Origin of the sequence: Caulobacter sp. Root1455, from assembly GCF_001426905.1 — a bacterium.
GTDB lineage: Bacteria > Pseudomonadota > Alphaproteobacteria > Caulobacterales > Caulobacteraceae > Caulobacter.
Genome location: NZ_LMFQ01000001.1, coordinates 248,991 through 270,100, shown reverse-complemented (window position 1 = coordinate 270,100; position 21,110 = coordinate 248,991). Strand labels below are relative to the sequence as shown.

Annotated in this window: 22 protein-coding genes and 1 pseudogene; 10 read left to right on the top strand and 13 right to left on the bottom strand. The window is 69.8% G+C overall.

All coding sequences use genetic code 11. The features are described from left to right. Positions 1–10 precede the first annotated feature (10 nt). Positions 11–136, top strand: a pseudogene (locus tag ASD21_RS25155) (hypothetical protein); the annotation flags it as partial. 38 nt (positions 137–174) lie between these two features. Here the strand turns inward: ASD21_RS25155 and ASD21_RS01025 are convergent. The 11 genes from ASD21_RS01025 to ASD21_RS00975 form a co-directional block, all read right to left on the bottom strand. Beyond that, positions 175–891, bottom strand: a complete 717-nt coding sequence (locus ASD21_RS01025; RefSeq protein WP_056435415.1) for a cytidylyltransferase domain-containing protein — start codon at positions 889–891, stop codon at positions 175–177. A 108-nt stretch (positions 892–999) separates the two neighbouring features. After that, positions 1,000–1,230 carry a hypothetical protein gene (locus ASD21_RS01020; RefSeq protein WP_056435412.1) on the bottom strand — a complete coding sequence of 77 codons (231 nt, stop codon included), beginning with the start codon at positions 1,228–1,230 and terminating at the stop codon, positions 1,000–1,002. Positions 1,231–1,283: 53 nt separating this feature from the next. Continuing rightward, positions 1,284–2,264, bottom strand: a complete 981-nt coding sequence (locus ASD21_RS01015; protein ID WP_056436268.1) for a mitochondrial fission ELM1 family protein — start codon at positions 2,262–2,264, stop codon at positions 1,284–1,286. 388 nt (positions 2,265–2,652) lie between these two features. After that, positions 2,653–3,126, bottom strand: coding sequence for a transcription elongation factor GreA (gene greA, locus ASD21_RS01010; RefSeq protein WP_035035233.1), 474 nt, complete (start codon positions 3,124–3,126; stop codon positions 2,653–2,655). A gap of 393 nt (positions 3,127–3,519) precedes the next feature. Beyond that, positions 3,520–4,182, bottom strand: coding sequence for a glutathione S-transferase family protein (locus ASD21_RS01005; RefSeq protein ID WP_056435409.1), 663 nt, complete (start codon positions 4,180–4,182; stop codon positions 3,520–3,522). A 60-nt stretch (positions 4,183–4,242) separates the two neighbouring features. Then, positions 4,243–4,524 (bottom strand): DUF1294 domain-containing protein, encoded by a 282-nt coding sequence (locus ASD21_RS01000; RefSeq protein ID WP_200941380.1) that lies wholly within the window; start codon positions 4,522–4,524, stop codon positions 4,243–4,245. Next, a complete protein-coding gene (locus tag ASD21_RS00995; RefSeq protein WP_056435406.1) occupies positions 4,521–4,970 on the bottom strand; it encodes a hypothetical protein in 450 nt (149 codons plus the stop codon). Before ASD21_RS00995 ends, ASD21_RS01000 begins: the two co-directional genes overlap by 4 nt. 274 nt (positions 4,971–5,244) lie before the next feature. Further along, a complete protein-coding gene (locus tag ASD21_RS00990) occupies positions 5,245–5,619 on the bottom strand; it encodes a hypothetical protein (protein WP_056435402.1) in 375 nt (124 codons plus the stop codon). 408 nt (positions 5,620–6,027) lie between these two features. Further along, entirely contained in the window at positions 6,028–9,321 is a 3,294-nt protein-coding gene (gene carB / locus ASD21_RS00985) for a carbamoyl-phosphate synthase large subunit (RefSeq protein ID WP_056436263.1), read from the bottom strand. Positions 9,322–9,677: 356 nt separating this feature from the next. Beyond that, the gene (locus ASD21_RS00980) at positions 9,678–10,907 is read right to left on the bottom strand and encodes a patatin-like phospholipase family protein (protein ID WP_056435400.1); all 1,230 of its coding nucleotides are present in this window, start codon (positions 10,905–10,907) and stop codon (positions 9,678–9,680) included. A gap of 131 nt (positions 10,908–11,038) precedes the next feature. Beyond that, complete coding sequence (locus ASD21_RS00975; RefSeq protein WP_007666377.1) at positions 11,039–11,245, bottom strand: cold-shock protein; 207 nt, start codon at positions 11,243–11,245, stop codon at positions 11,039–11,041. A gap of 289 nt (positions 11,246–11,534) precedes the next feature. Here ASD21_RS00975 and ASD21_RS00970 point away from each other — a divergent pair, with 289 nt between their 5' ends. Next, positions 11,535–11,780: a hypothetical protein gene (locus tag ASD21_RS00970; RefSeq protein WP_056435397.1), complete on the top strand. Its 246-nt coding sequence runs from the start codon at positions 11,535–11,537 to the stop codon at positions 11,778–11,780. 84 nt (positions 11,781–11,864) lie between these two features. Further along, on the top strand, positions 11,865–12,023 hold the full coding sequence (locus ASD21_RS24390) for a hypothetical protein (RefSeq protein ID WP_200941379.1): 159 nt from the start codon (positions 11,865–11,867) through the stop codon (positions 12,021–12,023). Positions 12,024–12,230: 207 nt separating this feature from the next. On the opposite strand, the gene pgsA is transcribed toward ASD21_RS24390, so the two are convergent. After that, a complete protein-coding gene (gene pgsA, locus ASD21_RS00965) occupies positions 12,231–12,848 on the bottom strand; it encodes a CDP-diacylglycerol--glycerol-3-phosphate 3-phosphatidyltransferase (RefSeq protein WP_056435396.1) in 618 nt (205 codons plus the stop codon). A gap of 80 nt (positions 12,849–12,928) precedes the next feature. Here pgsA and ASD21_RS00960 point away from each other — a divergent pair, with 80 nt between their 5' ends. The 6 genes from ASD21_RS00960 to ASD21_RS00935 all read left to right on the top strand — a co-directional run bounded on the left by ASD21_RS00960 (position 12,929) and on the right by ASD21_RS00935 (position 18,470). Further along, on the top strand, positions 12,929–13,162 hold the full coding sequence (locus ASD21_RS00960; RefSeq protein ID WP_056435393.1) for a FitA-like ribbon-helix-helix domain-containing protein: 234 nt from the start codon (positions 12,929–12,931) through the stop codon (positions 13,160–13,162). Then, a complete protein-coding gene (locus ASD21_RS00955) occupies positions 13,159–13,572 on the top strand; it encodes a type II toxin-antitoxin system VapC family toxin (RefSeq protein ID WP_056435390.1) in 414 nt (137 codons plus the stop codon). Before ASD21_RS00960 ends, ASD21_RS00955 begins: the two co-directional genes overlap by 4 nt. 163 nt (positions 13,573–13,735) lie before the next feature. Next, positions 13,736–15,013, top strand: coding sequence for an MFS transporter (locus ASD21_RS00950; RefSeq protein ID WP_056435387.1), 1,278 nt, complete (start codon positions 13,736–13,738; stop codon positions 15,011–15,013). Positions 15,014–15,096: 83 nt separating this feature from the next. Beyond that, complete coding sequence (locus ASD21_RS00945; protein ID WP_056435384.1) at positions 15,097–16,278, top strand: saccharopine dehydrogenase family protein; 1,182 nt, start codon at positions 15,097–15,099, stop codon at positions 16,276–16,278. 108 nt (positions 16,279–16,386) lie between these two features. Then, on the top strand, positions 16,387–17,619 hold the full coding sequence (locus ASD21_RS00940; protein WP_056435382.1) for a DUF4331 family protein: 1,233 nt from the start codon (positions 16,387–16,389) through the stop codon (positions 17,617–17,619). Positions 17,620–17,621: 2 nt separating this feature from the next. Further along, positions 17,622–18,470: a DUF4198 domain-containing protein gene (locus ASD21_RS00935; RefSeq protein ID WP_056435379.1), complete on the top strand. Its 849-nt coding sequence runs from the start codon at positions 17,622–17,624 to the stop codon at positions 18,468–18,470. A gap of 12 nt (positions 18,471–18,482) precedes the next feature. On the opposite strand, the gene ASD21_RS00930 is transcribed toward ASD21_RS00935, so the two are convergent. Continuing rightward, a complete protein-coding gene (locus tag ASD21_RS00930; RefSeq protein ID WP_056435377.1) occupies positions 18,483–19,325 on the bottom strand; it encodes a helix-turn-helix transcriptional regulator in 843 nt (280 codons plus the stop codon). A gap of 133 nt (positions 19,326–19,458) precedes the next feature. On the opposite strand from ASD21_RS00930, the gene ASD21_RS00925 reads away from it, so the two are divergent. Then, positions 19,459–20,991, top strand: a complete 1,533-nt coding sequence (locus ASD21_RS00925; RefSeq protein WP_056435374.1) for a cation:proton antiporter — start codon at positions 19,459–19,461, stop codon at positions 20,989–20,991. The last annotated feature ends 119 nt before the right edge of the window (positions 20,992–21,110 follow it).

Sequence of the window (21,110 nt, the reverse complement as noted above, 5' to 3'; positions counted from 1 at the left end):
CCTTCAAAGCCGTCATTCCCGCCCTTGTGGCGGGAAACCCTCTGTCCGCCGCAAGGGCCGGAGTGTGGCGCGCCGGCGCGCCAAGGCGCTTCACCGTCAGCTGAACCAGGGGTTCCCGCCACAAGGGCGGGAATGACGGCTGAAAGGGTGGATGAAGATCGCTGACAAACACCCTCACAGCCGCCTCACCCCCCCGAACGTCGCCAGGTCCGGACGTCGCGCCAGCAGCGCCCGCACGTCGTCAGAGGTGAAGGCGCGGTTGACCGGATAGAGGGCGTCATAGACCGCCGCCACGAAGGCGTAGTCGGCCGGGCCCTCGACCGCCCAGCGCACCTCGCCCTGGTCGGGCTGGGCCAGCAGGGCCAGGGACGACCAGCGGACGGGCGGCGGCGGGGCCTCGGGCGCGTCGCCGGCTCGCAACCGCAGGGCCGCGCTCTCGGCCGCCAGGCGGCGCAGGCCGTCGGCGGTGATCACCTCGACCCCCTGTCCGGCCGGATAGGCCGCGCCGGGCGAGCGGTTGGTGGTGTGGTCGGCCTGTTCGGACAGGTGCAGGTCGACGGTCGCGTCGATCAGCTCGGGATCGATCAGCGGGCTGTCGTCGCCCACCCCCACCACGTGGTCGGCGGGATAAGCGGCCAGGGCCCCGGCCAGCCTGGCCAGCTCGTCCTGGGGCGGGCCGCGATGGACGGCGATCGCCTCGCGGCGGACCACGGCCTCCAGCACGTCGTCGGCGGGGTCGGTGGTGGTGGAGACGACGATTTCGTCAATGCGCAGGGCCCGCGCCATCCGCTCGATCTGGCGCACGATCAGGGGCGCCCGGGCCAGCGGCATCGACGGCCGCCCCGGCAGGCGTTCGGAACCCATGCGGGCCTGGAGGACGGCGAGGATCAAGGGAGCGGCGTCAGCGCCGAAAGAGCTTGCCGACGACCCAAGAGACCGCGACGGCTAGTCCAGCGCCCAGCAACGCGATCACGACCATGTAGATGACCGGATCCATGTTCAGTCCTCCACTCTGTTCAAAACATAGTGGGCGAGGGCTTGGAGCGCAATGAATCCGGCGAGGGCGCCCGGGCCCGCGAAGCCCGCGGCGCGCCCGGACAGCATCGGCTGCAGCCAGAGCGTGACCAGCAAGGTGATCGACAGCGCATTGGCCGTCGTCGCGATCGCCTTGCGCGCTTCGTTGCGCGCGGCTTTTCCAATGCGGGGCGTACGATCGATGGGCACGGTCATTCCGTGAACATAACAAGAACAACCATCGCGCGCAATGCGAGATTCAACTCGCCTTAGGCGCTTGTCGAACTCGTCTCGCCCCGCGCTTCCATCCGCGCCACGATCTCGGCCGCCGCCCGCCCGGTCTCGTCGACCGGCTCATAGGTCCAGCCGTGGAAGGCCCCGCCGTAGGGACGGGCCGCGCCCATGCTCTCCAGCTCCTGGTGGAACAGGCGGAACTTCAGGCTCTGGCCGTCCATCTTCAGGATGAACACCGGCTTGCCCGTCGAGGCGGCCTCGGTGGCCATGTTGGTGGAGTCCTCGGTGACCAGGATGTAGTCGGCCGCCGCCAGGAAGGCGAAATAGGGATTGGCCCCCGCGCCGTCCCAGATGATCCCGGGAAGATGTCGCAGGCGGGCGGTCAGCAGGGCCTTGGCCTGGTCGGGGGTGCGCCGCGAGAAGGTCATCAGCAGGCTGCCGCCCTCCTGCTCCAGCGGCAGCTGGATCTGGTGGGCCATCTCGGCCGCGCGCAGGGCCGACAGGTCGAAGGCCCTGGACCGGCCGCCCAGCAGCACCGCCACGCGGGGGCGGGGCAGGGCGTCGATCCGGTCCTTGAACTTCTCGTATTCCGTTTCGAGCCGCGCGGCCGTCACCCGATGCGGCGAGCCGGTGATCGGCAGGATGTTGTCGCCGGTCAGCCGGTCGTGCTTGGGCGGGATGACCAGGTCGAACATGTTGGCCGGGACGCGCGGGTCCTGGATCTGCACGACATAGGTCTTGCCGCCCGACCAGCGCTTGGCGCGGATCGACAGGGGCAGGGTGGCGCGGCCGGCGGCGATCCACAGGTCGGGCCAGGGCGCCTGAATGCCGCTCTCGGGCGTCAGCCAGCGGCGCGGCAGCCAGTTGGCCCACCAGGGCAGGCGGCCGATCCGGCCGTTCCAGCCCACGCGCTTGACGACGATCTCGGCCCGGACCTGGCGGCCCACGGCCTCGGCCAGGCCCACGGCCTGGGCCTCGATCCCGGCGCGGCCGTCCGAGATCGCCCAGATGACGATCGGCGGCTTTTCGGGCGCTTCGGGGGCGGGCGTCGCGGGCTGGAGCGGGACGACGGGTTCGGGCGCCGGCGCGGCGGCGGCCTTGCGGCGCGGCGCGGGCCTGGTCTTCGTCTCGGCGGGCGCCGGGGGCGCGGCCTTGGGCGTCCTGACGGCTTTCGAGGCGGCGGGCTTTTGGGCGGCGGCTTTCGGGGCGACGGCCTTCGGCGCGGCGACCTTCGAGGCCGTCGCCCTGGCGGGAGCCTTGCGCGCCTTGGCGGCCTCGGGCTCCGTCGCTCGCGATGTTTTCTTTTCAACCACGTCGGTGATCCCGGCCACGACAAAGCGGCGCGCCGGTCAAGCTAAGCTGTCCGGCGCTTCGTACGCAAATGTCCCTGGAATGGGGCTTAAGCTAGACCCACTCGACCTTGAGGATCTCGTAGGCCTTCACGCCGCCAGGCGTGTTGACCTCGACCACCTCGCCGACTTCCTTGCCGATCATGGCGCGCGACAGCGGCGAGCTCAGCGAGATGCGGCCCGACTTCACATCGGCTTCGTGCTCGCCGACGATCTGGTAGCGGGCCTCTTCCTCGGTGTCCTCGTCGACGACGCTGACCGTCGCGCCGAACTTCACCTGCTTGCCCGACAGTTTCGAGACATCGATGATCTGGGCGCGCGCGATCTTGTCCTCGATCTCGGCGATCCGGCCTTCGATCCAGCCCTGGCGTTCCTTGGCGGCGTGATACTCGGCGTTCTCCGACAGGTCGCCATGCTGGCGCGCCTCGGAAATCGCGGCGATCACCGCCGGCCGTTCAATCGTCTTCAAACGCTTCAGTTCTTCGTCGAGGGTCTGGTAACCCCCGGCGGTCATCGGCACTTTTTCCATTGCGGATTTTAGCTCGGTTCGCCCAAAGGGAGGAAGACTCCCGGACGTTGGCGCGCACGACCGGGGGCTGAGAGGATAGGCGCCGCGTTAGCGATAAGCAAGTACCCGCCCGTGAGGCGAAGCTTGACCCGGTTAGCGGCGGGGATCAAGCGCGCTGGCGCGATCCTTGTTCCGAATGATCGTCAAGGGGCTGATCGAGCGGGCCGAGCCGGCCTTGGTTCCACCTGTCGATCGTCATCCCCGGACTTGTTCCGAGGACCCCTGCTTCAACCGCGAAGAAGGACGATCCGTGGAGCGGTGAGAGCGCGGGCCCCTTTCGGTCGACAGCGCGGGCGGACAAGGGGGTCCTCGGAACACGTCCGAGATGACGGACGGGAAGGGGAGCGTTGGCGATCAGGCGTAGTTGTACGGCCCGCCGCGTTCCAGCGCCCTGAGATAGGCCGGACGGACGTGGATGCGGCCCAGGAACGCCTTGATCCTGGGGCGCGATCCGGCCCCGGCGCGGGCGGCGCCGGTCTCCAGGGGGAAGCTCATCATGATGTCGGCGGCGGTGAAGTCCGGGCCGGCGAACCAGGCGGTCTTGGCCAGCGCGGCGTCCCAGTGGTCGATGTGCAGCTTCAGCTGCGGATCGACGAAGCCGCTCTGGGCCCGGCCGGCGATGCTCTTGACCAGGCCCTTCAGCAGGCCGGGCGCGCGGGCGGGCAGGGCCGTGAACACCAGCTTCAGCAGCAGCGGCGTCATGGCCGAACCCTCGGCGTAGTGCAGCCAGTAGGTGTAGGCCAGGCGCTCGGGCGTCCCGGCCGCCGGGATCAGCCGGCCCTGGCCGTAGGTCTCCAGCAGGTAGTCGACGATCGCCCCGGTCTCGGCCAGGGTCTTGTCGCCGTCGGTGATCACCGGCGACTTGCCCAGCGGGTGGACGGCCAGCAGGTCCGGCGGGGCCAGCATGGTCTTGGCGTCGCGCTGGTAGCGCTTGACCTCGTAGGGAACGCCCAGCTCCTCCAGCAGCCACAGCACCCGCTGGCTGCGCGAGTTGTTCAGGTGGTGGACGACGATCATGGCGGGCTCCCTGCGAACCGTTCCAGTCGCCGAACGACGGCCGCGCTTGTCAATGCCCCGTCAACGTCCGCGCCACGCCATCGCCAGGAGCGCCGCGACCGTCGCGGCCTGCAGGAACACGATCAGCGTCAGCCAGGCGCTGAACGGCTGTTTGCGGGTCTTGTGGCGAAACACCGGGCGGGCCAGCAGGGCGCCGGGGCTGCCGCCCAGGGCGGCCAGGGCCAGCAGGGCGCGTTCGGGCACGCGCGAGCGCCGGTCGGCGGCGGCGGCCTTGTCGAACCCGAAGATCACGAAGGTCGCCAGGTTCAGGACGGCCAGATAGACGGCCGCGAAGGTGATCACGCCGGCAGGCTCACGGGCGCCTCCAACGGCTTCAGGTCCGGCTCCACCCAGCCCCGGCGGGCCGCGACGCTGAACAATCGCTCGCGCGACCAGAAGCCCAGCGGCCAGGCCTTGTCGCCCATCGGCGTGGCCAGCAGGCGCGCGGACGCCTCGCCGTCGCCGATCCCGGCCGGCAGGGCCGCGACGAAGGCGCGGATGGCGGCCAGGTAAGCCTGGGTGATGGTCTCGTGATAGCCGTTGTGGTCGTCGTTCACCCCGCCGACCGCGACGTTGTAGGTCTGGATGATGCGCGGCATGTCGCGCTCCAGGTCGTCGTCGCGGGTGCGGACCAGGCGCATCGTGGCGGTCAGGTGCGCGGCGTGGGTCCACTGGGCCTTGGGCAGGCTGTGGTCCAGCAGGCGCGCGGCCAGGTCGGCGACTTCGGCGTCGGAGTAGGGGGCGGTCATGGCTTGGGTTTAGCGTCTGGCGGGACGGGGCTCAATTGGCGGCAGAGCCGGCTCGCCATCAAGGTTTCAAGGCGCGGCCTCGCCGTCGCGGGCGGTCATTCAAAAACATCACCCACGTCCGTCATCCTCGGACTTGTTCCGAGGACCCCTGCCCCCGCCGGGAAGGCCGTGGGGTGGCGGGCTGGCCCGCCATGGAGCCGACAGCTCGGCTGAACGCGGGGTCCTCGGAACAAGCCCGAGGATGACGGGGATTATGGGCGCCGTCCGGTCCCCGTCACAACCGCCCGCGTCGGCCGCCCTTGAGCTTGTCCAGCGCGCGGCGGGCGTGCTCGGCTTGGGCTGCGACCGGCGCCGCCGTCGGCGGGGACATGGCGGCCATCATTTCCTGCACGGTCGCCACGGCTTGAGTGGTGGCCATTCCGGCGACCGCCTCGGCCATCTGCGGCTTGCCGCGCGGGGTCGGGACCATCTGCGCGACCTTGCGGGCCACGGCGGCCAGTTCGCCGCAGGCTTTCGCCTTGTCGCGGGCCCGGCGGATCTCGGCGGGGTCGTCGCTGGCCTCCAAGATCGCCCAGACCGCGTCGAGGGCGGCCATCAGCTTGAGCTGGAAGGTCAGGGACCAGGTGGGGATGTCTTGGGCTTGGGTCATGCCTCTAGGATGCGGCCGTCCTGGAGGGTGGGGATCGGAAACGTGCGTTTTTGTGTAAGGGGTTGGATTCCCGAGGGTTTGTTTTGCGAGGTGCGGGGATAGACCTCCGCTCGTCCCCTCTCGACCGTCATCCCGGGCCTTGTGCCCGGGACCCCTCTGTCCGCCGCAAGGGCGGGGTGTGGCGCGCCGGCGCGCCATTTCGCTTCACCGTCAACTGAACCAGGGGTCCCGGGCACAAGGCCCGGGATGACGGTGCTAAGGGGAAGGCCTGTGGATAACTTTCAAGCGCCGCCCAACGAAAGCCGCCGCGACCGGCCTTTCGGCTGATCGCGGCGGATCTGGTCTTCGAGCCCTCATCCGACCCCCTGGGCGGGCCACCTTCTCCCGCAAGCGGAGAAGGATTGGAGGTTACTGGTAGCTCTGCAGCGGCCGCACTTCCAGCATCTCGGCCGGGGCGCTGGAGATGGCCTGGGCCGCGGCCAGGGCGCCGGCCGAGGTGGTGTAGTACGGCACCTTCATCATCAGCGCCGTGCGGCGGATCTCGAAGCTGTCCTCCAGGGCCTGCTTGCCCTCGGTGGTGTTGAACACCAGCTGCACGCCGCCGTTCTTCATCACGTCGACGATGTGCGGGCGGCCTTCCAGCACCTTCTTGACCAGCTCGACCTCGACGCCCTGCTCGGCCAGGTAGCCGCGCGTGCCGACCGTCGACAGCACCTTGAAGCCCGCCGCCTGCAGCAGCTTGACCGGCTCGACGATCCACGGACGGTCGCTTTCCTTGACCGAGACGAACGCGGTCCCGGCGGTCGGCAGGTTGACGCCGCCGCCCAGCTGGCTCTTGGCGAAGGCGCGGGCGAAGGCCGGGCCCAGGCCCTGTTCGCCCTCGCGGATCCAGTCCAGGCCCATGACCTCGCCGGTCGAGCGCATTTCCGGGCCCAGCACCGTGTCGACGCCGGCGAAGCGGGCGAACGGGAAGACCGCTTCCTTGACCGCGATGTGGTCGTAGGGAACGTCCCTGAGGCCGAAGCTGGCCAGGGTCTCGCCGGCCATGATCTTGGCGGCGATCGCCGCGACGGGCTGCCCGATCGTCTTGGCCACGAACGGCACGGTGCGCGAGGCGCGCGGATTGACCTCCAGCACATAGATGCGCGGCTCGGCGCTGTGCGGCTCCTCGATGGCGAACTGCACGTTCATCAGGCCGCGGACGTTCAGGGCCAGGGCCATCTTCACGGTCTGGCGCTTCAGCTCCTCCACCGTGGCGGCGCTGAGCGAGAAGGGCGGCATCGAACAGGCGCTGTCGCCCGAGTGGACGCCGGCTTCCTCGATGTGCTCCAGCACGCCGGCCACGAACACGTCCTTGCCGTCGCACAGGGCGTCGACGTCCACCTCGGTGGCGCGGCTCAGATAGTGGTCCAGCAGGATCGGGTGCTCGAACGAGATCTCGCCGGTGTTGGCGATGTAGCGTTCCAGGTGCTCGTGGTCGCGGATGATCTCCATGCCCCGGCCGCCCAGCACGTAGGACGGGCGCATCACGAACGGGAAGCCGATCTTGTCGCCTTCGGCCCGGGCCTCGTCCCAGGTGCGGGCGATGGCGTTCTCGGGCTGGGCGATGGAAAGGCCGTTCAGCAGTTGCTGGAAGCGCTCGCGGTCCTCGGCCAGGTCGATGGCGTCGGGGCTGGTGCCCAGGATCGGGATCCCGGCCTCTTCCAGCGCGTGGGCCAGCTTCAGCGGCGTCTGGCCGCCGAACTGGACGATCACGCCGGCCAGCGTGCCGTTGCTCTTTTCGACCTCCAGCAGCTCCAGCACGTCCTCGGCCGTCAGCGGCTCGAAGTACAGGCGGTCGGAGGTGTCGTAGTCGGTCGAGACGGTCTCGGGGTTGCAGTTGACCATGATCGACTCGATGCCGATGGCGTCCAGCGCGAAGGCCGCGTGGCAGCAGCAGTAGTCGAACTCGATGCCCTGGCCGATCCGGTTGGGACCGCCGCCCAGGATCACCGCCTTCTTGCGGTTGGACGGCGCGCTCTCGCACTCGGGAACCTGGCCGAGGGCCCCGGTTTCGTAGGTCGAATACATGTAGGGCGTGGTGGCCGCGAACTCACCGGCGCAGCTGTCGATGCGCTTGAACACAGGGCGGACCTTGAGGTCCTGGCGGGCTTTGCGGACGGCCTTCTCGGTCGAGCCGGTCAGCTTGGCCAGGCGGGCGTCGGAGAAGCCCTGGGCCTTCAGGGCGCGGAACCCTTGCGCATCCGTCGGCAGACCGCCGGCCCGGACCCAGCCCTCCTGGCGGACCAGCTCGGCGATCTGGCGCAGGAACCACGGCTCGTAGCTGCAGGCGGCGTTGACCTCCTCGACCGACAGGCCGTGGCGGAAGGCCTGGGCGATCACGCGCAGGCGGTCGGGGGTCGGGGTGTTCAGGGCGCGGATCACCGCCGCGCGGCCGGTGTCGGGATCGTCGGCGCCGGCGATCTCGATCTCGTCGAAGCCGTTCAGGCCGGTCTCCAGGCCGCGCAAGGCCTTCTGGACGCTTTCCTTGAAGGTGCGGCCGATGGCCATGACTTCACCGACCGACTTCATGGCGGTGGTCAGCAGCGGCTCGCTGCCCGGATACTTCTCGAAGGCGAAGCGCGGGATCTTGGTGACCACGTAGTCGATGCTGGGCTCGAACGAGGCCGGGGTCGCGCCGCCGGTGATGTCGTTCTTCAGCTCGTCCAGCGTGTAGCCGACGGCCAGGCGGGCGGCGACCTTGGCGATCGGGAAGCCGGTGGCCTTGGACGCCAGGGCCGACGAGCGCGACACCCGCGGGTTCATCTCGATCACGACCATGCGGCCGTCGGCCGGATTGACCGCGAACTGGACGTTCGAGCCGCCGGTCTCGACGCCGATCTCGCGCAGCACGGCGATGCTCGCCGCGCGCATCCACTGGTATTCCTTGTCGGTCAGGGTCAGGGCCGGGGCGACGGTGATCGAGTCGCCGGTGTGGACGCCCATCGGGTCGATGTTCTCGATCGAGCAGACGATGATGCAGTTGTCCGCCGTGTCGCGGACCACTTCCATCTCGTATTCCTTCCAGCCGAGGACGCTTTCCTCGATCAGGACCTCGGTGGTCGGCGACAGGTCCAGACCCCGCGCGACGATCTCCTCGAATTCCTCGACATTGTAGGCGATGCCGCCGCCGGTGCCGGCCAGGGTGAAGGACGGGCGGATGATGGCCGGCAGGCCGACGAACGCCAGGCCGTCGCGGGCCTCGTCCATGTTGTGGGCGGCCTTGGACTTGGGGCTCTCCAGGCCCAGCTTGTCCATGGCGTCGCGGAACTTCTGGCGGTCCTCGGCCTTGTCGATCACCTCGGCCTTGGCGCCGATCATCTCGACGCCGTACTTGGCCAGGGCGCCGCTGGCTTCCAGGGCCAGGGCGGTGTTCAGCGCGGTCTGGCCGCCCATGGTGGGCAGCAGGGCGTCCGGCCGTTCCTTGGCGATGATCTTCTCGACCATGTCCGGGGTGATCGGCTCGATATAGGTCGCGTCGGCCACGTCCGGATCGGTCATGATCGTGGCGGGGTTGGAATTGACCAGGATGATCCGGTAGCCCTCGGCGCGCAGCGCCTTGCACGCCTGGACGCCCGAATAGTCGAACTCGCACGCCTGGCCGATGACGATCGGCCCGGCGCCGATGATCAGGATCGAGGAGATGTCTGTTCTTTTGGGCATGGAGAAACTCGCGCGCAGAGACACGGTCGCGCACATCCGCGCGCCCGCTGCCGACCATCTTGCAGGTTAAGCCGCCCGTTTAGAGAGGGAGTCGGTTTGGCGCAACCCTAGACTCTGAACGCGGCTTGGACGGTGATCGGCTGCAGTCCTTCAAGGTTCGTTGCGCCAACACCGTTATCTTTTCGCGGCCTCCTTTCAGCCCGGCATCCCGGGCCTTGTGCCCGGGACCCCTCTGTCCGCCGCAAGTGCGGGGGTGTGGCGCGCTGGCGCGCCAAGGCGCTTCACCGTCAGCTGAACCAGGGGTCCCGGGCACGAGGCCCGGGATGACGGTGGAAGGGGGCGATCTTGCTGACGCCTCACCGACCGCTGATCGCCGGCGGCGCGGGCACGGCGGGCTGGGCGGGCGGGACTTCGACGGGGGCGTCGGTCAGGCTCCAGGCCCAGCCGGCCTCGGCCCGCTCGAAGCCCATGCGGAACAGGGCCGCGCGGTTGTCGTTGGCGAAATCCAGCCCCGAGGTGTCCAGGTCGGCGCTGTCGGGAATGGCCGCGTAGAACAGCTGTCCGCCGTTGCGCCGGGCGAAGGCGCTGCTGGCCGCCAGGTGGGTGCGCATCAGGGCCTTGCTCATCGCGTCCCACGAGCGGCCGACGATCGCCCCGGCGTTGCCCTTGGTGAAGCCGAAGGTGCCGCCGACCTTGCCGTTGACGATCACGTAAAGCCGCCCGGGCCGGGCCTGGCCCTTGGCCGCGGTCCACAGCAGCAGCGACTCCGGGGCCACGAAGAACGGGATGGTGACGCCGCCGTCCACATGCATCTCCGACAGGCGCCGGCCCCCCTTCTCGCTATTGGGGCCCTGGATCTCGATCAGGGTGGGCGGCAGGACGCCGGGGATGCTGGCCGAGGCCACCAGCACCTCCTTGAACAGGCGGCGCGAGGCCGGATCGCCGCGGGTGGCGATGGCGCCCATGTCCCAGATCACCGTCTCCTCGGTGTCCAGGTTGGTGGTGGCGATCAGCAGGCGACGGCCGCGCTTGTGCTCGGCGGCGATGGCCGCCAGCAGGTCGTCGGTGACGTTGGCGTCGACCAGGGCCCGCAGGCCGCCGCTGCTGTAGACGCTGGTGTGGAACAGCAGGCCCAGGCCGCGCGGCTTGAGGACGCGGCCGGCCTCCTTGCCGGTGTAGGCTTCGGTCAGCCGGTCGTCCCAGCTGGGACCCAGGAAGGCGAAGGGCGCGGTCAGGGCGCCGGTCGAGACGCCGGTGACGATGTCGAATTCCGGCCGCTCGCCGCGCTTGGTCCAGCCGGCCAGCACGCCGGCCCCGTAGGCTCCGTTCGAACCGCCGCCCGACAGGGCCAGGACGTCGAAGGTGCGCTGGACCTGGGCGCGCTTGCGGGCCGGCTCGGCGAAACGGACGGCCGCGTCGCTGTCGCTGGCGTTGAAGCGCAGTCCGGCCAGGCCCTTTGGCGGCGGTCCGGCCAGGTCGCTGGCGGTGTAGAGGTCGCGCGACAGCGATCCGCAGGCCGAGAGGCTCAGGGCCGCCAGGACGATCGTCAGGAGGCGGGTTGGCGCCAAGAGGCGGGCTGGACGCATGGGCTCGTGAGCTCTCTGCCGGAACCCGCGAACCCTGTTACGTGCCCCGGTTGGGCGCAAGGGAAACGCGCAAGAAAAATGGGCCGGCGCCAGGGCGCCGACCCATTCCAAATCTCGTGAGCGTGAGGCGATTAAGCCTGCAGTTGGCCCGCCGACATCTTGCCCGAGCGGTTGTCGCGCTCGAGTTCGTAGGTGATCTTCTGACCTTCGTCCAGACCACGCAGACCGGCGCGTTCAACGGCCGAGATGTGCACGAAGACGTCAGCGCCGCCGTCGTCAGGTTGGATGAAGCCGAAGCCCTTGGTGCCGTTGAACCATTTCACGGTGCCGGTAGCCATAGTGGTAGTCCTTGCAGTCAATATTCGTCGGCGGAGTCGTTCCGCACGGCGATCAAATTTCGTTGGGGGTCGGTGGGCGCGTCCGGCGCTCTCACGAAGAGAGCATGGAAAAGCAGGCCGAACGTCAGCGAATTTCGATAATGCACCATGAGCCTCGAAACGGCTTAGGGCAAGTGAATTCGTGAATCGACTTGAATCGCAAATAGTTTTGGACCCCAAGCGCCGCCTTGAACGTTAAGGTACTTCTCTCGCCCTACTGCGGGAATTGCTGACTTTCGAGGAGCTAAGTATGACCCTGATCGAGCGGATTCCTCTGCTGAACGACCAGGAGCTGGTCACGCTCCTGGCCAATGCCCGTCGCCTGGACATCGTGGGCACGCCGGCCCAGCGCCGTGGCGCGGCGGAGGTGTTGCCCGTGCTCGAGCTTGAAGCCTCCAAACGCCGCCAGGTCGCCCTGGAAGCGGCGACCAAGAAGCGCGGCGCGACCGCCGCCGCCCGCCGCAAGGCGCCCGCCGTACCCGCCGAAGCCGCCTGACACCGAAGACCGCGCCCTAGACGCCTTGCCTTCGCCATTGTTGAGAGTCATTCTCAATAGTGACGAAGCGCTTCGGAGGCGATCATGGTGTTTCTGACGGCGGGCGCCGGCTGGCTGGCCCTGATGATGCGGGCGGAACGGACGCGGTCAGGCCGAGAACCCGACACCGAGTGGCTGCTGCACGGCCCGACGGACTCAGACGCGATCGAGGACGACGCGGCGCCGCTGCTGGCGGCCGAGTAGGGCGCGTCGCCTTTCCGTCCCCTCTGCAATTATCAACCGTCATCCTCGGACTTGTTCCGAGGACCCCTGCTTCAGCCGAGAAGAATGCTGACCAGCGCAACGGTGAGGTCGCGGCTCCATACCGACCGACAGCGCGGTTGACATAGGGGTCCTCGGAACAAGTCCGAGGATGACGGGCGGTGGAATGGGGAAGGAAGAGCTCCGCCCCTAAACCAGGGCCTTACGCGCCGCTTCCCAATACTGGGCGCCCGTGATCAGGGTCACCACCGCGGCCAGCCACAGCAGGCCGTGGGTGATGTAGGTGGCGGGGGCCACCACCGACGGCTCGGTCGGCAGGCCGAAGGCGGCCCACGAGACCAGGATCATCTCGGCGCCGATCGCCACCAGTTGCAGGGTGGTCTTCCACTTGGCCAGCACGGTGACGGGCAGCTTGATCCCCTTGCCGGCCCCGACCTCGCGCAGGGCGCTGACGGCGAATTCGCGGAACAGGATCAGGCCCGACGGCAGGATCACCAGCGGATTGGGGCCCAGGGCCATCAGGCCCAGCAGGGCGCCGCAGACCAGGATCTTGTCGCCGATCGGGTCGAGGATCGCGCCCCAGATGCTGACCGCGTCGAGTTTGCGGGCCAGCCAGCCGTCGAAGAAGTCGGTCACCGCCGCCACCACGAACGCCCAGAACGCCCAGCGCTGCAGCGACATCTGCTGCTCGCCGGTGAGGTTCTCGCTCAACCACGGCACGCCGCCGGCCGCCGCGGCCAGGGCCACGAACATGAACAGCGCGATGACGAGGCGCGAGGCGGTCAGGATGTTGGGGAGGTTCTTCATGGCGGAGTTCTAACGCATGAAAGGCGCGGAGGGCTATGGGGGCGATTGCTGGGGGTGCTATCAAGTGATATCGTCCATACATGGCTCAGCTCCTGGTCCGTGACGTTCCCCGCGATGTTGTCGAAGCGCTCAAGCGCCGGGCGAGCGCCCACGGCCGCAGCGCCGAGGCCGAGCATCGTCTGATCCTGGAGGCCGCTCTCAAGGCTGGACGGGCCGCCTTTCGCGAGCGCGCCGCGTCTCTGCGGGAACAGACCCAAGGTCGGATCGTCGGGGAGTCGGCGGATCTTATCCGGCTGGATCGCGACACGCGGTGACGCTGGTCGTCGACGCCTCTGTGGCGTTGAAATGGGTGTTGGCCGAGCCTGGCCAAGCCGCCGCAGACGCCTTGCTCGACGACGACCTGATCGCGCCTTCCTTGTGGCTGTTGGAGGCCGCCAATGCCCTGTGGCGGCGCAATCTGCGCGGCGAACTCAGCGTCGGCGAGGCCGAGGAGCGGCTGTCTGAGCTGTTCAACGCGCCAGTGACCTCCATCCCGATCGAGGAGGATTTGGCGGCGGCTGCCGCCCTGGCCCAGCGCTTGGGTCACCCCGTCTATGACTGCCTCTATTTGGCGCTGGCCATCCGCGAGCAGACCTATGTGGTCACAGCCGACCGGCGCTTCTGGAGGGTGGCGCAAACCGCCGGGGACTTGGCTGATAGAGTGCGGTTACTGGAAAAAGGCTGAGCGGTTCCTGTTCGGCAAGCTTCTACCGAAAATGCCTTGCGCCTCGAATAAAGAAGGTCGCGCTAGGTGCAAAAGTGAAACCGTCGGGGTCATTTTTCGCCCTATCGATTGACGCGGCGCCTTCCGCCCGCCAAGCCGTGGCCGAGTTTCTCGGGGGATGCGCATGAGCGGCGAAACCAGACAGACCGCGACCAACTCCAACCGCCGCGTCTTGACCGCCAGCCTGGTGGGCACGGCGGTGGAGTTCTACGACTTCTACATCTACGCCACGGCCGCCTCGCTGGTGTTTGGGCCGCTGTTCTTCCCGTCCAAGTCGGCCAGCCTGCAGCTGATGGCCTCCTACGCCAGCCTGGGCGTGGCGTTCCTGGCTCGGCCGCTCGGAGCCGTGGCGTTCGGCCACTTCGGGGACCGGGTCGGGCGCAAGTCGACCCTGGTGGCCTCGCTGATGCTGATGGGCGGCTCGACCCTGGCCATCGCCTTCCTGCCCACCTATGCCATGGCCGGCTGGCTGGCCCCGACCCTGTTGTGCCTGCTGCGGTTCGGCCAGGGCTTCGGCCTGGGCGGCGAGTGGGGCGGGGCGGCCCTTCTGGCCGTTGAAAACGCCCCTCCGGGCTGGAAGGCGCGGTTCGGCATGTTTCCGCAGCTGGGCGCGCCGGTCGGCTTCATCGCCGCCAACGGGCTCTTCCTGGCGCTGGGCGTCATCCTGACGCCGGAACAGTTCCAGGCCTGGGGCTGGCGCCTGCCGTTCCTGGGCAGCGCGGCCCTGGTGGCCGTCGGCCTTTGGGTGCGGCTGAAGCTGACCGAGACCCCGGCCTTCGCCGCCGCCATCGCCCACGAGGCGCCGCCGGCGGTGCCGCTGGGCGAGCTGCTGCGCGGCCACTGGAAGGCCACCCTCTGCGGGACGCTGGCGGCCATCTGCTGCTTCGCCGTCTACTACCTGATGACCGCCTTCGCGCTGGGCTACGGCGTCACCACCCTGGGCTACAGCCGCACCGCCATGCTGGGCGTGCAGTTGGGGGCGATCCTGTTCATGGCCGCCGGCATCGTCGCGGCCGGCTGCTGGTCGGACGCGACCAACCCGCGCCGGGTGCTGATGTCGGGCTGCGCCATGACCGTGGCGGTCGGGGCCCTGCTGCCGGTGATGATGGGGGCCGGCTCGCTGCTGGCCATCTTCGCCTTCTTGGCGTTGGGCCTGCTGGTCATGGGCTTCGTCTACGGCCCGCTGGGCGCCTTCCTGCCCGACCTGTTCCCGGCCCGGGTCCGCTACACCGGCGTCTCGACCGCCTTCAATGTCGGCGGCATCCTGGGCGGCGGCCTGGCGCCGATGATCGCCCAGGCCCTGGCCGACAAGGGCGGGCTGGTTCCGGTGGGGGCGTACCTGGCCGTGGCGGCGGGCTTGAGCTTCGTGGGGCTGCTGGGGTTGAAGCCGAAGGCTGAATAGGTACGCCTCACGAACGCTTGTTTGCCTCCACCGCCCATCCGCGCCACTCTGCCTCCAACGATAAGATCTCGGGAGGCGCACCCATGAAACCCAACGCGGAGTTCGACGTCATCGTCCACGGCGCGACCGGCTTCACCGGCCGGCTGGTGGCCGAGCATTTCGCCAGGCGTCACCCGAGCGTCCGCTGGGCGATGTCGGGCCGCGACGCCGACAAGCTGGCCGCCGTGCGCGACGAGATCGGCGCCCTCACGGGCGCTTCAATGGCCGACATCCCGCTGATCGTCGCCGACGCCGACAGCCCGGCCTCGCTGCGGCGCATGGTCCAGCAGGCCAAGGCGGTCCTGACCACGGTCGGCCCCTACCAGCTCTACGGCTCCGACCTGGCGGCCGCCTGCGCCGAGGCCGGGACCGACTGTCTGGACCTCTGCGGCGAGCCGGCCTGGATGCGCCAGATGATCGACGCCCACGAGCGGACGGCCCAGGGCAGCGGGGCGCGGATCGTCTTTTCCTGCGGCTTCGACTCCATCCCGTTCGAGCTGGGCGTCTGGTTCGTGCAGCAGGAGGCGGCCAAGCGGTTCGGCGCGCCGGTCGCCCGGGTCAAGGGTCGGGTGCGGGCCATGCGCGGCGGCTTCTCGGGCGGCACGGCGGCCAGCCTGAGGGCCACCCTGGCCGCGGCGGGCCGCGACCCGCGGATCCTGGAATACCTGAAGGACCCCTTCGCCCTGACCCCCGACTTCGCCGGCCCCAAGCAGCCGCACGGCGCGGCCGTGGCCTATGACGAGGACCTGGGCTCGTGGACCGCCCCGTTCGTGATGGCGGCGATCAACACCCGCAACGTCCACCGCTCCAACTGGCTGATGGACCAGCCGTACGGCGCCGACTTCGTCTATGACGAAATGATCCTGACCGGCCCCGGCGAGGCGGGCGAGGCCGCCGCCAAGGCGATCGGCGCGGCCAACGCGGCCATGGGCGCCGAAGGCGGGCCCAAGCCGGGCGAGGGCCCCAGCAAGGACGAGCGCGAGGCCGGCTTCTACGACCTGCTGTTCGTCGCCGTCGCCGACGACGGCCGTCAGGTCCGCGCCAGCGTCAAGGGCGACAAGGACCCCGGCTACGGCTCGACCAGCAAGATGATCGCCGAGACGGCCCTGTGCCTGATCGACACGCCGGACGTGGCCGGCGGGATCTGGACGCCGGGCGCGGCGCTGCGGGGCAAGCTGGTCGAGCGGTTGCAGGCCAAGGCGGGGCTGGTCTTCGCGGTGGAATAGGTTTCCGGGACCCGTCGGCGAACCGACGTTCAGATCGCTAAAGATTTCGACAGCGGACGACGGCCGTTCCAAGGCTCTCTGCGGCTCCAGTTTCTCGGGAGCGACGCAATGACTTGGACCATCAACACCGGCCGCGCCCTGGCGGCGGGCCTTGGGGGCGCGGCGGCCCTGCTGCTGGCCGGCGCCGGACCCGCGCGGGCGTCCGACCACCTCGACACGCCCAGCGTCATCGCCGATCCCCGGGCCGACATCGGCGACATCTTCGCCTGGACCTCGCCGGACAGCCGGCGGCTGAACCTGGTGATGGCGATCGTCGGGCACGGCTTCTCCAGGGACCTGGCCTATGTGTTCCACGTCGACAGCGGGGCGCGCCTGGGCAAGACCACGGCGACGACGACGATCTCGTGCCGGTTCAGCGGTCAGGAGGCCGACTGCACGGCCGACGGGGACGAGGCTCGCGGCGACGCCGGCCGTCCGGAAGGGCTGGTCTCCCGCCGCCACGGCTTCCGCGTCTTCGCCGGCCCGCGCGACGATCCGTTCTTCAACAACGTCAAGGGCACGCGCGAGGCCTACGATTTCGCCGCCGCCGCGCTCAAGGCCGGCGCGTCCCTGGACGAGGCGGGCTGCCCGGCCTTCGACAAGGCGACCTCGGCCGGCGTCCTGGAACGCTGGCGCCACACGCGCGGCGGACCGGCCCAGAACCTCCTGGCGGGCTGGACGCCGGCCTCGTTGGTGATCTCGATCGACCTGCCGGCGGTGTCGCGCGGCGGCAAGCTGCTGGCGGTCTGGGGCGAGACCGTCGGGCCCAAGGGACGCATCGACCGCATGGGCCGCCCGCTGACCGGCAACGCCCTGCTGGCCACGCTCGCGCCCGACGCCGTCAGCGACGCCCTCAAGGAAGCCTACAACCACGCCACGCCGGCGACCTCGGACGCCTTTGTCCCCGAGATCGAGAAGACCCTGGGCCTCTACGACGCCTTCGACGGCCAGTGCGGCAACGCGATGATCGCCGACCGTCGGGCCGGGGCGTCGCGCTACCTGAACCTGGCGATCCTGCTGGCCGACGACCGGTTGTGGATCAACAGCGCCGGGACCCGCTGCACGACCCTGTTCGCGGTGGAGCTGGCCGCCCTGGCCGGCCGTCGGGACCTGGCGGGCGACTGCGGCGGGCGGACCCCGAACTATGACGCGGTGGACGTCTATCGCTCGCTGCTGGCCACCGGCGCCCTGACCGGCGTGGACGACGGCGTCGACCGTGACGACCACGTGCATTCGGACACGGTGTTCCCGTTCCTGGCCGCGCCCGACGCCGCCGCCGAGTCCTCGCGCAAGGCCGACTGACCATGACCCTGTTCACGACTGGCCTTCGCCGGGTCCTGCCGGCCGCCGGCGCGCTGGCCCTGGCCTGCGGTCCCCAAGCCGCCGCCGCGCACGAGTTCTGGATCCAGCCCGAACGCTTCTGGCTGTCCGTCGACGCCGCCACGCCGATGGTCCTGCAGGTCGGGACGGGGGCCGAGCGCCAGCGCTCGCAACTGCCGATCCGCCGGGTCCTGCGGTTCGACGCCGCGGCGCCGGGCGGTGAAGCCCTGGACCTGCGCCCGGCCCTGACGCTCGGCGCCGAGACCGCCGACGGCGCCCTGGGCTTCTCGCGGCCCGGCGCCTATGTGGTGACGCTGCGCAGCGACGCCGCCGCCCAGAGCCACCTGTCGGCCGCCCGGTTCAACGCCTATGCCGAGGAAGAGGGCCTGACCCCCGCCCTGGAGGCCCGGGCCGCGCGCGGCCTGCGGGCGATCGACGCCTCCGAACGCTACAGCCGCCAGACCAAGGCCCTGATCCAGGTCGGCGAAGGCGGCGACCAGGGCGCCGTCGTCAAGCCCGTGGGCTTGACCCTGGAGATCGTGCCCGAGGCCAGCCCCTACGCCCTGCCGCGTCCGGCGACCCTGCCGGTGCGGGTGCTGTACGAAGGCCGGCCCCTGGCGGGCGCGCTGGTCAAGATCACCGACCTGGCCCACGACGCCGCGCCCCACGAGCAGCATCGCACCGACGGCGAGGGCCGGGCCGGCTTCGCCATGCCCGCCGACGGGGCCTGGATGATGGACGTGGTGTGGACTAGGCCGCTGACCGACGAAGGCGTCGACTTCGAGACGGTGTTCTCGAGCCTGAGCTTCGGTTTTCCCGCCGGGGCCCGTTAAGCCACTTGTCCATCAGGCGCACAGGCGCGGCGGTCTGACCGAACGTCGGAAGTCGGCCGGGGCGTGGCCATGGAGCTGGCGGAAGGCCGCCGTAAAATGGCTGTGGCTGGAAAAGCCGAGGTCGAGGGCCAGCGTCGTCAGGTCGTCGGACGAGGCCAGCAGGTCCAGGGCGCGCGCCAGCCGCAGCCGCAACTGGTAGCGATAGAGCGGCATGCCCTCGGTCTGGGCGAAGACCTGGGTCAGGTAGACGGGCGAGACGCCGACGTCTCCGGCGATCTGCGCCAAGGTCCAGCGCCGCGCCGGGTCGGAGGCCAGGACCAGCTTGGCGCGATCGGCCAGCTTGCGCCGGCCATGGCTGGCGGCGCGGGTCCGGGCTGTGCGCTCGCCCAGGGCGGCGCCGACCAGCGCCAGGGTCAGGGTCTCGGCCTGCAGCGGCTCGAACGCGCCGCGCGTCAGACCGTGCCTCAGCCGGGCGGCCAAGGCCTGGGCGGCCGGGGCGAGGCCGCGCGCCGGTCGACGGAACACCGCCAGGCCGCCGTCCTCCAGCTGCTCGGCGGGGGACAGCTCGGTCAGCAGCGCGTCGTCGATCGACACCGACAGGCAGGCGTCGCCGCCGCCTATCGGATGGCTGATCGCGTAGTCCTGGTCGCGGTTGAAGAACACCACCTGGTTGGCTTCGGCCACCACGTCCTGGCGGCCCACATGGCGCACATAGGCGCCGCGATAGGGAAAGACGAGATGGGTGGCGGCGGCGCACTCGCTGGGGCTTCTGTGGCGGCAGGCGCCGTCGCAGGCCACGTCGCGCACGCCGACCGTCCTGGTCTCCAGAAGCAGGGTGACGCTGAGCTCGTTCATGCCGACCGCTATCGGCGAGCGAATGCGCGGCGGCAATAACCTCGGAGGTCATGGGGACGGCGACCTCGTCGATCGGCGGGACGAGCCGCGCTTAGCATTTGCCAAGTCGCGCGCCAGCGGAGACCCTCTCCGCATGCTGGTCTTCGAATGGATCCTGGTCCTGCTGATAGGGGCGGTGCTGCTGTCGGCCCTGGCCCGGCGGGTCGGCGCGCCTTATCCGGCCCTGCTGGCCATGGGAGGGGCGGCCGTGGCCCTGATCCCCGGCGCGCCCCGGCTGGCGCTGGAGCCGGAGCTGATCCTGGCCCTGTTCATCGCCCCCGTGCTGCTGGACGCGGCCTACGACTCGTCGCTGCGCGACCTGAAGGACAACTGGCGGCCGGTGTCGTCCCTGGTGCTGGTCGCCGTGAGCCTGACCACCCTGGGCGTGGCCTGGGTCGCGCGGCTGCTGTTTCCCGAGATGCCCTGGCCGGCCGCGATCGCCCTGGGGGCCATCGTCGCCCCGCCCGACGCGGTGGCCGCCCTGGCCGTGCTGCGCCAGGTCCAGCCGCCGCACCGGATTCTCAAGATTCTGGAAGGCGAGAGCCTGCTGAACGACGCCTCGGCGCTGCTGATCTACCGCCTGGCGGTGGGGGCGGTCGGCGGCGGCTTCAGCCTGGCCCACGCCGTGCCGACCTTCGTCCTGGTGGCGGTGGGCAGCGTGGTGGCGGGCTACGGCCTGGCGCGGCTGAGCGGCCTGGTGTTCCACAAGGTGACCGACATGCCCAGTTCGGTGATCGTCCAGTTCGTCTCAACCTTCGGGGTGTGGATCCTGGCCGAGCGGCTGGGCCTGTCGGGGGTGGTGACCATCGTCGTCTACGGCGTGACCGTGGCCTGGCGGCCGGGCGCGCAGCTGTCGGCGCGGCTGCGCGTCCCGTCCTTCGCGGTCTGGGAGACGGTGACGGTGGTGCTCAACGTCCTGGCCTTCACCCTGATCGGCCTGCAGATCCGGCCGATCCTGGAGACCCTGTCGCCGCACGAACGGATGGACTATCTGCGCGCCGCCCTGGTGATCCTGGCCACGGTGATCGCCGTGCGGATCGCCTGGGTGATGACCTACAACACCGGGGTGAGGCTGAAGAACCACTGGTTCGGCCTGCACGTGGCGCGGTCCAGCATGGCCGCGCCGACCACGCGGGGCGGGCTGATGGTCTCGTGGTGCGGCATGCGCGGCATGGTCACCCTGGCCGCCGCCCTGGCCCTGCCCGAGGGCTTCCCCTATCGCGACTTCATCCTGCTGGCCGCCTTCGCGGTGGTGCTGGGCACGCTGGTGGTCCAGGGGCTGACCCTCAAGCCGCTGATGCTGTTGTTGCGCCTGCCCGACGACGATCCGGTGCGCAAGGAGCTGAAACTGGCCAGGGCCATGGCGCTGAAGGCCGCCCTGGCCGAGCTGGACGGCGACCAGTCCGAGGCCGCGGAGGCCCTGCGCCGCGAGTACGGCGCGGCCCTGCACCAGACCAAGACCGGGGCCGACGCGCGGGCTTCGACCGAGAACGCCCTGCGCCGCCGGGTGGTGGCGGTGTCACGCGAGGCGATCGCGGATCTGCGGAAGAAGGGCGAGATCGGGGACGACGCCTATCGGGCGCTGGAGGAGGAGTTCGATTGGCTGGAGCTGTCGGCGCGGGAGTAAGATCCTCCCCCCGTGGGGGAGGTGATCGCGTAGCGATCGGAGGGGGGAGTGGTCGGAAGGTAGCCGGATCCAGGATCGACGATCCCAAAAACTCCCCCCACCGGCCTTCGGCCGCCTCC

Bases quoted from the DNA above. Each gene is read 5' to 3' on its own strand.
- ASD21_RS00960 (WP_056435393.1), top strand. From the start codon at position 12,929: ATGGCTCAGCTCCTGGTCCGTGACGTTCCCCGCGATGTTGTCGAAGCG.
- ASD21_RS00925 (WP_056435374.1), top strand. From the start codon at position 19,459: ATGCTGGTCTTCGAATGGATCCTGGTCCTGCTGATAGGGGCGGTGCTG.
- ASD21_RS00970 (WP_056435397.1), top strand. From the start codon at position 11,535: ATGACCCTGATCGAGCGGATTCCTCTGCTGAACGACCAGGAGCTGGTC.
- ASD21_RS00945 (WP_056435384.1), top strand. From the start codon at position 15,097: ATGAAACCCAACGCGGAGTTCGACGTCATCGTCCACGGCGCGACCGGC.
- pgsA (WP_056435396.1), bottom strand. From the start codon at position 12,848: ATGAAGAACCTCCCCAACATCCTGACCGCCTCGCGCCTCGTCATCGCG.
- ASD21_RS00995 (WP_056435406.1), bottom strand. From the start codon at position 4,970: ATGACCGCCCCCTACTCCGACGCCGAAGTCGCCGACCTGGCCGCGCGC.
- ASD21_RS00930 (WP_056435377.1), bottom strand. From the start codon at position 19,325: ATGAACGAGCTCAGCGTCACCCTGCTTCTGGAGACCAGGACGGTCGGC.
- greA (WP_035035233.1), bottom strand. From the start codon at position 3,126: ATGGAAAAAGTGCCGATGACCGCCGGGGGTTACCAGACCCTCGACGAA.
- ASD21_RS00940 (WP_056435382.1), top strand. From the start codon at position 16,387: ATGACTTGGACCATCAACACCGGCCGCGCCCTGGCGGCGGGCCTTGGG.
- carB (WP_056436263.1), bottom strand. From the start codon at position 9,321: ATGCCCAAAAGAACAGACATCTCCTCGATCCTGATCATCGGCGCCGGG.
- ASD21_RS01020 (WP_056435412.1), bottom strand. From the start codon at position 1,230: ATGACCGTGCCCATCGATCGTACGCCCCGCATTGGAAAAGCCGCGCGC.
- ASD21_RS00975 (WP_007666377.1), bottom strand. From the start codon at position 11,245: ATGGCTACCGGCACCGTGAAATGGTTCAACGGCACCAAGGGCTTCGGC.
- ASD21_RS00990 (WP_056435402.1), bottom strand. From the start codon at position 5,619: ATGACCCAAGCCCAAGACATCCCCACCTGGTCCCTGACCTTCCAGCTC.
- ASD21_RS01005 (WP_056435409.1), bottom strand. From the start codon at position 4,182: ATGATCGTCGTCCACCACCTGAACAACTCGCGCAGCCAGCGGGTGCTG.
- ASD21_RS00980 (WP_056435400.1), bottom strand. From the start codon at position 10,907: ATGCGTCCAGCCCGCCTCTTGGCGCCAACCCGCCTCCTGACGATCGTC.
- ASD21_RS24390 (WP_200941379.1), top strand. From the start codon at position 11,865: ATGGTGTTTCTGACGGCGGGCGCCGGCTGGCTGGCCCTGATGATGCGG.
- ASD21_RS00935 (WP_056435379.1), top strand. From the start codon at position 17,622: ATGACCCTGTTCACGACTGGCCTTCGCCGGGTCCTGCCGGCCGCCGGC.
- ASD21_RS00950 (WP_056435387.1), top strand. From the start codon at position 13,736: ATGAGCGGCGAAACCAGACAGACCGCGACCAACTCCAACCGCCGCGTC.